The organism is Mucilaginibacter terrae, assembly GCF_042679325.1.
Taxonomy (GTDB): Bacteria; Bacteroidota; Bacteroidia; order Sphingobacteriales; family Sphingobacteriaceae; genus Mucilaginibacter; species Mucilaginibacter terrae.
In genome coordinates, this window is sequence record NZ_JBHTMJ010000005.1 from 137746 (window position 1) to 147349 (window position 9604).

A 9604-nucleotide genomic window follows, 5' to 3' on the forward strand; every position below is an offset into this window, starting at 1 on the left:
TTATAAAGCAGGTTGTAGTTTGTTATCCTCGCGATAGATCTTCCGCCAGTCGAAAAACCCGAAAATGGCGATCACAAACAAGAACAAGGTTAAAGCGGCAAATAAAGCCAGGTTTTTATGAAACAATAGTGGGATGGCAAAGAGGTTACTCACGTTGAGGATTACCCAGTTTTCGATACGGCGGCGGGCCAGCAGCCAGGTACCCGCCCACGCGGTTGACGATACCCAGGCATCCCAAACCGGCACGGTTGATGGCGTAAAATGGTGCAGCACTAAATAAATTACGCCCCATCCGCCGAAGGCAATTAATGCAGTCACACACCAATCGTTACGGGTGGCCCAGGCAATTTTTACACGCGGTGCGCCGCTGCGGCGCATCCACAGGTACCACCCGTAAATACTCATCAGCACATAATAAGCGCTCAAGGCCGATTCGGCATACAAACCCACCTCCAGCAGCAATGTAATGGTAATAGCCGAACCGCCTATACCCGCCGGGTATAACCAAACGCTGTTCTTACGCGCCAGCAAAACCTCGGTTACGCCCAACATTACGGCCAGCCACTCTATCCAGGTGGTATGCCGCATTAGTTCGTTTAAAAGATCTATCCAGTAGTTCATAAAGCCCATCCTAAACAGCGAAGCTCTCATGAGCACCGCTTAAAACATTAATATTTGCGAATAATCCTACCCGGGGAGTGAGGACTTTTAAAAACGTTTGTTATGTGTAATACAAAATAAAGAACCCTCCCTCCCGGGGAGGGCAGGGAGGGGCTTTTAAAACCTCAAATTCAACGCCGCTAAAAAGTTGATAGGTGCCTGCGGATAAAAGTAGTTGTAGTTATTTACCACACCGCCACCAATACCTGCATAAGTAGCACCGTTTGATTCGTATTTGGTGCTGAACACGTTATTCACCAACAAAGTAATACCTATATTTTTAACGCCTTTTATGCTGAAATTATAGTTTAACCGTACATCGTTTACAAAGTAACCATCCAGGTAGCGGTTTACAGCGTATTTATTGCCGGCCACATCGGGCGAAGTGGTAAAGCCAACCGGGTTTTGGTTAGAGGTATTATCTAAATACTGGCGGCTTACATACTTGCTTAACAAGGCAATGCTTCCGTTTTTAACGGGTGAGTAACTGATCTCGCTACCACCAATAAACGACGGTGAAAAAGACAAGTTAGTTTTATCGTACTGCTGTTCTACAAAGCCTTGGGTATCATCATTAAAATAGATCTGGCGGTAGTTTTTAACCTTATTATTACTTAAAGTGGCATTAGCTGCCCAGCTTAGTTGTGGCGTAATAACTACCCTACCATCTAATTCGATACCGGCACGGTAGCTATCATCAACGTTAGTACGAATGCTTCCGCCTACATCGTTTAAGGCCCCGGTTAACACCAATTGATTTTTGTAAAGCATATAAAAACCGTTCACCCCTATGTTATAGTTTTTACCACCTGTACGGTAACCGGCTTCAAAATCTTTCAGGTTTTCCGATTTTGGGCGACTTTGCGGTGTAGAGTTGGTAAAATCGTTGCGGTTAGGCTCGTGGTTACCTACCGAAAATGAGGCGTAAATATTGCTGCGGTTGGTAATATTATAAGTTACCCCAACCTTAGGATTATAAAAATTCATAATTGCGGCTTGCTGCACATTATTCAAATTACGGTCGAAACCCAGGAATGAATAATTGATCCGACGGTATTGCATATCGCCGTACAGCAGGAACTTGCCTACGTTAAATTCGGCACGGGCAAAAATGTTAAAGTCGGTCTTTTTGGCATCGTCGCGGTAATATTCATAATTAGGAATGATGCCTGCGCTCTCGGAGGTGTAAATGATATTACCAAAGTGAGCGCCCTTATATTCGTTGTAGGCGCCACCTAAAATAAGGTTGGTATTATCCTGCGGACGGTATTTTAAAGAGTAGGTAATTCCATAAAAATCGTTATCCAGCCATAAGCGGCGTACCAGGTTTGTTGTGCTGATAGTAGTGCCCGGGTTAGTTGGTGTGGCACCAATTATAACAGGTGTTAGTCCATAAGCCTTAACCGAGTCACCATCTCTAAACTCTTCATAGTAACCTGCACCTTTGGTGTAATGCAGCGCACCACTAAATGAAAGCTTACTGCTCAACTGCTGATCTAATAGTAACTGATAATGGTTTTGCTGATAATTATCTATCTGGTCGCGGTAACGATCGCCATTGGGCATAATGCCTAATTCATTATAGCGGCGGTTATCGGGGATGCTGTTGTCGCCAATTACATAATCGGGGATACCGTTCCAGGCCTGGTAGGTACGCTCTTTACCTGCAAATACGTTGGCGCGTACCGTGGTGCTTTTGCCATAATAAGCACCGCTTACATAATAAGATTTTAAGTTAGATGAGGCCATATCAATATAACCATCGGATGCAATGCGCGATAAACGCCCATCGAAACTGAAATGGTTATTTAATAACCCCGTACCTACCTGTACCGTATTTTTTACGGTACCATACGAGCCTGCCGATGTGTTGATCTCGGTATAGGCACTATCGCGGCGGGTAAGGGTTTGTATGTTGATACTGGCTCCAAAAGCGCTGGCACCGTTGGTAGAGGTACCCACACCACGCTGAATCTGGATGTTATCTACCGAGGAAGCAAAATCGGGCAGGTTAATAAAGAAACTTCCCTGACTTTCGGCATCATTTAGCGGGATTCCGTTTACAGTTACATTGATACGCGTACCGTCTGACCCGCGGATGCGGATACCGGTATAGCCCACACCGGCACCTGCATCAGAAGTAGTGACCACCGATGGTGTTTGGTTAAGCAGGTAAGGCAGGTCCTGGCCCAGGTTGTTCTTTTCCAGGTCGGCTTTTTTTAAGTTGGTAAAGGCCGTAGGCGATTTGGCCGATGCACGGGTGGCGCTCACGGTTACTTCTTCGGCCATAAATGAACTTGGGGCAAGACCAAGATCAATTACGGTATTTCCATTAATATTAAATGTTTTGTTAACCAATTGGTAGCCTACATAACTTACTTTAAGTACGTAGCTGCCAGCTTTAACATTGGTAAACTCATAAGCGCCATTGGTTTTGCTTACGGTGTTAGGGGCAACCTGCAAGTTTTGCAGGGTAACGGTAGCGCCGGGTAATGGTTGGCCGGTTCGCTCGTCGGTAATTTTACCGGATACGGAGAATTGGGCCGCCGCCGCAAAGGGCAACAACAAGGCAAAAATTGCCGCGTAAATGTTTTTCAATGTGTTAATTAATAAATTGCGTTAAACCATCTGCCCCGCTAAGGGTGTAAATTGCGTGCAGTACACTTAACTTGATTACCATTCCCTACGCCGGCATTACCCGGATCAGGTGCATGTTTTAGTCTTTAGTCGGAAGTTTTCAGTTTGGAGTCTTTTCAGACTTCGCGCTAATAACTATGGACTTCAAACTTCAACAATGGGTATGATCTCAGCCTGTCTTTGTGTTTTGATTGCTCAAAGCAAGGCACCCCTTAAGAAATTATGAGGCAAATATAGTTTTTGATTTCGGATTTGGAAAGTTTAGGTTTGTATAAATACATTTTCCTAAAAATAACTTGCTTTAACGTTGGTTTCAATGGCTAACAGTTACTGCAAAAACCTGGCATCATCATCGAAGCTAATAAATAACCTATGCCGGTTAATAAATAATTGCAAACTTACTCTGCACCCAAAAAATGCACATAGAGGTGAAAGCAACACTGCATTGAGGCATCGTCTTTTCGTGGAATGTTAGATAAGAAATGGGTTCTAAAGCTTAAAAGACTGATTTGAATAAGCTTTGAATTTGCATTAATTAAAAACTTAGGAACTGCATCATTATAATTCAGCCCCTAAGTTTTTATCGGGTTATTATGTAGTAAGGTTACTTACATCATAAATACCGTTGGTTTTTACAGTAGAGCAATTGCTTATGGCCTTCCTGATTGCAACTAACAGTTTTAAATTTACAAAATTTTAAAGCCAATGCTTAAAGCCCATAGGTTGGCACGTTGTCCATATTTTTCGTTAAGTTTGGTTAAGCCGCCTTCGTAACGTAAATCGGTAGTAATATTGCCAATATCAACTCCAGCTCCGGCCTGGAAACCTAAAGTACTATTCTTGTATTCGCCAAAATCGGCAGCTACCGCAGTAAAACTTTTTTTAGAACTTAAGTTATAAGAATATATAGGACCCGCCATAGCACGTACGTTTATGGAACCGAAGCTGGCTAATTTTCGGCCTAATAATACAGGAACATTTAAAGTGGTAAAAGTTACTTTTCCGTTGGCGCTGGTGGTGTTGCCATTGCTGCTGCCTTCAAATTTTCCACCGCTGCTGCCTAAATATAATTCGGGTTGTAAATACCATGCGTTACCTACACGGGCAAATAAACCTGCCTGGTAGCCGGTAACGCTCGATTCTTTGACATTGTCGGTGTTGATTTTAGAAAAATTAATACCGCCTTTAATGCCCAGGGTAGCTTGTGCTTTTGCGCCGGTTATAGCAACAACCAGTAAGGCTATGCTCAAAATGTACTTTTTCATAGATGTTTTAAATTTAAGGTTATGTATTATGATGAGTAAAAAGATTAATAGTTTAATAACGAAACAGAATTTTTGTTAGCACTACCTTACGTAAGGTTTTTTTATATTTTTGTATCCATGGCACAAATCAGCATTAGTAACAAAGACTGGCCCCGGGTTAAAATAAAACTCCAGCGCAAATATAATCATCTAACCGATGATGAGTTACAATACACCGAAGGCCAGGAAGAAAATTTGATCATCAAACTTACCGAGCTGGTTAACCGCGACCGCAACTATGTGGTTTTTACGCTTAAAAAAGCATTGGTTAATATAGATAATAACCGGTTATAAATTTTTAAAGCCCTTGTACTAAAACAGAAAGGCTTTTTCGTATCTTTAATATATCGCACTACGTAACAGTGATATAGGCAATGACAGTGAAGAATATTTACCGCAAAGCAGGCATAACGGCTGTTGCCGCCCTGCTGGCTTCTACCCTTTGGGGGTTTAGTGATGATCTGTTCCAGATTTCGAAGAATCTGGATGTGTTTGCATCAGTTTATAAAGAGGTAAACCTGAATTATGTAGACGATATAAATTCGGCCAAGATGGTTAAAACCGGTGTAGATGCTATGCTTAACGGCCTGGACCCTTACACGGAGTTTGTGCCCGAATCGGAAATTGAAGATTACAAGCTTCATTATGTAAGTACACAATATGGTGGTATTGGCACCAGCATATTTTCGCGAAACGGCAAAGTTTATGTATCCGAAGCATTTGAGGGATTTCCGGCCCAAAAAGCCGATATACGCGCGGGTGACCAAATCGTTAAAATTAATGAGATAGAACTCACCAGCCGCAACAGCGACCAGGTGAGCTTATTGCTGAAAGGCAGCAAAGGTGCAGGCGTAAAATTACTTGTTAAACGTGGTGATGCCCCCGCTTTTGAAAAAAGCCTCATTCGCGAAGAGATCAAACAACCCAACGTATCTTACTATGGTATGGTTGACGGCAACATGGGCTATATTAAACTGGATAAGTTTTTAGAAAATTCGGCCGATGAAGTAACCACCGCACTGGTAAACATTAAGAAAAATAACCCCAACGGAATTATCCTCGATCTGCGCTCTAATGGCGGCGGCATTTTACAGGAAGCCGTAAAAATTGTGAACCTGTTTGTTCAAAGGGATGTAGAAGTGGTATCACAAAAAGGTAAGATCAAAGAAAAAAATTTTACTTATCGTACGGTTACTGCTCCGCTCGAAGGCAATTTGCCATTAGTGGTACTGGTTAACGGCCGCTCGGCTTCCGCATCAGAAATTGTGGCCGGCGCCCTGCAAGACCTTGACCGCGCCGTAATCATTGGTCAGCGCAGCTATGGCAAGGGCTTGGTACAGCAAACCTTTAGCTTACCCTATAGCAGCCTGGTTAAAATTACCATTGCCAAATACTTTATACCATCAGGTCGTTGTGTGCAGGCTTTAGATTATGCCCACCGCAAAGATGATGGCAGCGTAGTTAAAATGGCCGATTCATCTTTACATGAATTTAAAACCCGTGCAGGCCGCTCTGTATATGATGGCAGCGGCGTTTACCCCGATTTAATGGTGAAACAGGAGCGCTTTGCCGATATTACCCAAACATTGGTGAGCAAATATTATATGTTCGATTATGCTAACCTTTATCGTAACAGTCACCCTAAAATTAACCCTGCTAAAACCTTTACTTTAACAGACGTAGATTATGCCGATTTTGTAAAATACTTGTCGGGTAAAAATTACAGCTACAGCACCGCCAGCGAAAAAATGTTAACAGCACTGAAAACTGAAGCCGCTAAGGATAAACAATTTGCCGAGCTGCAACCCGAGTTAGAGGCGTTGAAAAATAAGCTGGCCAGTACTAAAAAAAACGATCTACAAGCGCATAAAACGGAGATCAAACAAATATTGGAAAACGAGATCTCATCGCGCTATTACTTTGAAAAAGGCCGTTACGAAGCTAACTTTAAGTACGATAAGGAATTGGCAAAAGCGGTAACTGTATTACAAGATAAGCCCCAATTGGCCTCCATATTAAAAGGGGATGGCACTTACAAAGTGATAGGCAAACCCCAACTGACCCTGGCTGCCAGCAAGCCGGAAGTTGACACCGACGACAATTAATTAGAGAATAAAAAAATGTAACTAAACAGATACAGCAGTTAGGTTAAACTATGAGGGGGCATTGAGCGTCATACTATCAAATATTTAGATATTATGAAAAAGATCATCATCGCAGCAGCCATTTTAGTAAGTGGTTTTGCATTCAATAATTCGGCCGAGGCACAAATTAGTTTAAATGTTAATATTGGTAGCCAACCAGATTGGGGACCAGTAGGTTACGATCATGCAGATTATTATTACATGCCCGATATCGACACCTATTACTCGGTACCCACTCATGAGTATGTTTATTTGAACGATAACCGCTGGATCCGTTCACGTACCTTACCATCACGCTATAGTAAATACGATGTTTACAATAACTACAAAGTGGTTATTAACGAACCAAACCCATGGGAGCGCAATACTGTTTACCGTAGTCGTTATGCCAGCTATAAAGGCCGCCATGATCAGGTAATTATTCGTAACAGTAAGGATTCAAAATATAAAAACCACTACACAACCGTTAACAAAAAAACTGTAGTGTATAAGAAGAATAACGGAAATGCCAACGGACATTATAAGAAAAATAACGGTCATGGACCTGGCCATGGACACAAATAGTTTTTAACTATAAACAAATAAAGCTGCTTATTAAGCAGCTTTATTTGTTTATAGTTCTCCTGAAATTTTTATCGCCCGGTTACAGCGCATCAACCGCCATTTTAAAGCGCTGAGCAATTCTTTTAAGATGAAGTGAATGGTATGGGAAAAAGAGCAATTCTTAATGTACAGGCTGTAATTATTTACCGGCCAGTGGTTTTCAATCGGGGCAGTATTGTATGACATAGATATATGCTACCGATTTTATTAACCTGATTGCTTAAAATAAACGTACTGGGTTAAGCGCCAACACTATTTAAGATTAGTTTAAAGATATTTGCTGGAAGTTTGGGGCAACCAAATTATCCACAGTTATAAAAATAAACACTCAAATAGTTTGAGAAGAAATATGCTGAACCCTTTATAGAATTAGGCTATAACCGGCTAAGCAGCAATTTTTACATTTACACCGTAAACTAAAGAAGCAAGGGCAAAATACAATCGCTTTAGAACATGAACTACGCCACTTGGATAATGTAATATTGAACTAGGCCGCACCGCACTACAAATTGGCTTTAAAGTACCTATATAGCGAGCCTGAGGCAATTAGGGCTACCGGCGGTACTATAACTGGCAAATATACCTGCCACCGCGTTTCCACAAATGCATGTTTTATCCGTTGTTAAGGTTGGCTTAGGAGTTGGAAGAATGAGGTAAAGCCTGGGCGCAAAAAGTGTTGAGCAATATATAGGAGCTAAAAAAATGTCAGTTTATAATTCAATATATTGTATTTCTTAATTAGATAGATCGCCACGTAAACCAATATGCCAAACCTTGATTTTTTAAATACCTTTCTTACTTTTCTGCCAATAAACTCTCTATTAACCGCTCAAAACCATTTACAAATTCAGTATAATATGCGCCGGTTCCGGGGCCGCTAAAACCTGTATAAATTTTACGTACCTCTCCTTTTTTATCAATTATAATAGTTGTTGGAAATGCCAGAAAATTACTAAGCATAGGCAGGCTCTTGGCCGTTTCTTTTTTATTGCTGGTATAGCCAGTTAATAATAACGGGTAAGGAATGTTAAAGTGCTGTTTTTCCTGCAATACGGCTTTCTTCGATTTTTCAAAATCGGTTGTTCGCTCATAAGCTAATCCGGCTACTTCTACGCCTTTTATATGATATTTTTTGTAGTAATTTACCAGGTAGGCAGTTTCGTCCATGCAGTTAGGGCACCAAGAGCCCATTACCTGTAATATAACTACCTTATTTTTAAATCGAGCATCATCTAAAGATACCTTTTTACCATCCAGATCGGGGAATGAAAATTCTATCTTCTTGTAGCCGGGTTTTAAAACGGTTAACGAATAAGCATCTGGCAGTTTGGCTATAGCATTTTTAACGGCCGTCCACGAGGTTTTGCCAAATAAACCATTAGTAACTGTTTGCGCATCCTGCACATCAGCTGTAAATAAAAAGGCATGCCCTCCATCAAAACACGAGAGATAAAGTTTATTCCCGCTTAAAGTACCTTCCAGATAACGATAATCCCCCGTAGTGGTCAGGAACGTGCCGGTTACCTTATTACCTTTTTGCTCAAACTCTCCCACCGTAGTGTCCCGGTCGGTACCTTCGCCAAATACAGCCGACCAACGGCCCGATAAATTGTAAGCCGGTTTTACAGGCGATTCAAAAAAACGCCATTTTGTATTATGCTGCGCGGTAAAAGGGGTTATAGTTTCACGATCACCCAAATGCCTGATATATTGCCCAGAAAGGTTATTTGCCCTTTGCTGTAATTTGAATTCCGAATCGAATAACGGCATACGGATAAACACCGAGTCGCCTTGAGTTTTAACATCGGTCACTTTAAAACGCTCTTGTGCATTAATTATAATAACTTGTTGCTTACCTGCTGTATCTTTCACTTCAAAGTTAAAGGGCAGCTCGTTACTGGCAACCGGTTGTAATACACCGCGCCAGGTGCCCGTTTTAAGCTTGCTTTGTGCAATGCTGCTCAAAAAAAGCATAGAAAACAAAAGGGTAATATAAAGAGATCGTTTCATGATTGCTTAGTAACTAACTATAAGCAAATAAAAGTAAAAGGAATTACAATCTCTACTAATTTTGTAGAATATGACGCTTTAATCCTATTATGAATTTATAGGAAGAGTTTAAATTACCAATATTTTTAAGCAGGACTTGACCGGCGTTTGTGAGGTTGATGGAATAGCTATCCCAACCGGATAAAAACGCAAAAAACCCCGATGCATTTTGCATGCAAGGGGGTTTAAGGATATAAGATTCGGCAC

At 41.4% G+C, this 9604-nt stretch carries 8 protein-coding genes; 3 read left to right on the forward strand and 5 right to left on the reverse strand.

What is annotated here, in order from left to right:
* From pnuC to ACFQ3S_RS06195, 3 genes are all read right to left on the reverse strand, one after another.
* Positions 1 to 651 (reverse strand): nicotinamide riboside transporter PnuC, encoded by a 651-nt coding sequence (gene pnuC, locus ACFQ3S_RS06185; RefSeq protein ID WP_377162376.1) that lies wholly within the window; start codon positions 649 to 651, stop codon positions 1 to 3.
* A 126-nt stretch (positions 652 to 777) separates the two neighbouring features.
* The gene (locus ACFQ3S_RS06190) at positions 778 to 3258 is read right to left on the reverse strand and encodes a TonB-dependent receptor (RefSeq protein ID WP_377162378.1); all 2481 of its coding nucleotides are present in this window, start codon (positions 3256 to 3258) and stop codon (positions 778 to 780) included.
* Positions 3259 to 3983: 725 nt separating this feature from the next.
* A complete protein-coding gene (locus ACFQ3S_RS06195; protein WP_377162380.1) occupies positions 3984 to 4562 on the reverse strand; it encodes a porin family protein in 579 nt (192 codons plus the stop codon).
* Positions 4563 to 4679: 117 nt separating this feature from the next.
* On the opposite strand from ACFQ3S_RS06195, the gene ACFQ3S_RS06200 reads away from it, so the two are divergent.
* From ACFQ3S_RS06200 to ACFQ3S_RS06210, 3 genes are all read left to right on the forward strand, one after another.
* Complete coding sequence (locus tag ACFQ3S_RS06200; protein ID WP_377162382.1) at positions 4680 to 4895, forward strand: hypothetical protein; 216 nt, start codon at positions 4680 to 4682, stop codon at positions 4893 to 4895.
* Positions 4896 to 4975: 80 nt separating this feature from the next.
* Positions 4976 to 6706, forward strand: coding sequence for a S41 family peptidase (locus ACFQ3S_RS06205; RefSeq protein ID WP_377162384.1), 1731 nt, complete (start codon positions 4976 to 4978; stop codon positions 6704 to 6706).
* 93 nt (positions 6707 to 6799) lie between these two features.
* Positions 6800 to 7309, forward strand: coding sequence for a hypothetical protein (locus tag ACFQ3S_RS06210; protein WP_377162386.1), 510 nt, complete (start codon positions 6800 to 6802; stop codon positions 7307 to 7309).
* Positions 7310 to 8143: 834 nt separating this feature from the next.
* On the opposite strand, the gene ACFQ3S_RS06215 is transcribed toward ACFQ3S_RS06210, so the two are convergent.
* A complete protein-coding gene (locus tag ACFQ3S_RS06215; protein ID WP_377162388.1) occupies positions 8144 to 9358 on the reverse strand; it encodes a TlpA disulfide reductase family protein in 1215 nt (404 codons plus the stop codon).
* Positions 9359 to 9413: 55 nt separating this feature from the next.
* On the reverse strand, positions 9414 to 9604 hold a 191-nt coding region (locus ACFQ3S_RS06220), incomplete at its 5' end, for a hypothetical protein (RefSeq protein WP_377162390.1).